The sequence below is a fragment of the Chelatococcus albus genome (genome assembly GCF_030067675.1).
Classification (GTDB): domain Bacteria; phylum Pseudomonadota; class Alphaproteobacteria; order Rhizobiales; family Beijerinckiaceae; genus Chelatococcus_A; species Chelatococcus_A albus.
In genome coordinates, this window is the sequence record NZ_JASJEV010000030.1 from 1 (window position 1) to 1,444 (window position 1,444).

Annotated in this window: 1 protein-coding gene; it reads right to left on the minus strand. The window is 68.8% G+C overall.

The window, feature by feature from the left end; all coding sequences use genetic code 11:
- Positions 1–22: 22 nt before the first annotated feature.
- On the minus strand, positions 23–1,444 hold a 1,422-nt coding region (locus QNA08_RS18900; protein WP_283742281.1), incomplete at its 5' end, for a DNA translocase FtsK.

Here is a 1,444-nt window from a genome sequence, read left to right on the forward strand (position 1 = left end):
GCGGCCCGCTTTTCCTGCCCCCTCATTCCTCGTCGTCGCCGTTGTGGCTGCTGGTTTCGAGGAGGATGTCGCGTTTGCCGGCGTGGTTGGCGGGGCCGACGATACCCTCGCGCTCCATGCGCTCCATGAGCGAGGCGGCGCGGTTGTAGCCGATCTGCAGGCGGCGCTGGATGTAGGAGGTGGAGGCCTTCCTGTCGCGCAGGACGATGGCGACCGCCTGGTCGTAGAGGTCGCCGCCGGGGGCGCCGAAGGCCGAGCTGTCGAAGACGGCGCCGGCGTCCGCCTCCGCCCCGCCGCCCTCCTCGTCGGCGGTGACGGCGTCGAGATACTGCGGCCGGCCCTGGGCCTTCAGATGCGCCACGATCTTCTCCACCTCCGCGTCGGAGACGAAGGGGCCGTGCACGCGCATGATGCGCCCGCCGCCGGCCATGTAGAGCATGTCGCCCTGGCCGAGGAGCTGCTCGGCCCCCTGCTCGCCGAGGATGGTGCGGCTGTCGATCTTCGACGTCACCTGGAAGGAGATGCGGGTGGGGAAATTGGCCTTGATGGTGCCGGTGATGACGTCAACGGAGGGGCGCTGGGTGGCGAGGATGACGTGGATGCCGGCGGCGCGCGCCATCTGGGCGAGGCGCTGGATGGCGCCCTCGATCTCCTTGCCGGCGACCATCATCAGGTCGGCCATCTCGTCGACGATGACGACGATGTAGGGCAGGGGCTCGAGATCCATGATCTCGTCCTCGTAGACGGCCTCGCCGGTGTCGCGGTCGAAGCCGGTCTGCACGGTGCGGGCGATGACCTCGCCCTTCATCCTGGCCTCGGCGACGCGGGCGTTGAAGCCGTCGATGTTGCGCACGCCGAGCTTGGACATCTTCTTGTAGCGCTCCTCCATCTCGCGCACGGCCCATTTGAGCGCCACGACGGCCTTCTTCGGGTCGGTGACGACGGGGGTGAGGAGGTGGGGGATGCCGTCGTAGACGGAGAGCTCGAGCATCTTCGGGTCGACCATGATGAGGCGGCACTCCTCGGGCTTCAGCCGGTAGAGGAGGGACAGGATCATGGTGTTGATGGCCACCGACTTGCCCGAGCCGGTGGTGCCGGCGACGAGAAGGTGGGGCATGCGCGCGAGCTCGGCGATGACGGGCTCGCCGCCGATGGTCTTGCCGAGGCAGAGCGCGAGCTTCAGCTTGGTCTGCTCGAAGTCCTGCGAGGCGAGGAGCTCGCGCAGGTAGACGGTCTCGCGCCGGGCGTTGGGCAGCTCGATGCCGATGGCGTTGCGCCCGGAGACGACGGCGACGCGCGCCGACACCGCGCTCATCGAGCGGGCGATGTCGTCGGCGAGCGAGATCACCCGCGACGACTTCGTCCCCGGCGCCGGCTCCAGCTCGTACAAGGTCACCACCGGGCCCGGACGCACGTTGATGATCTCCCCACGAACCCCGAAGTC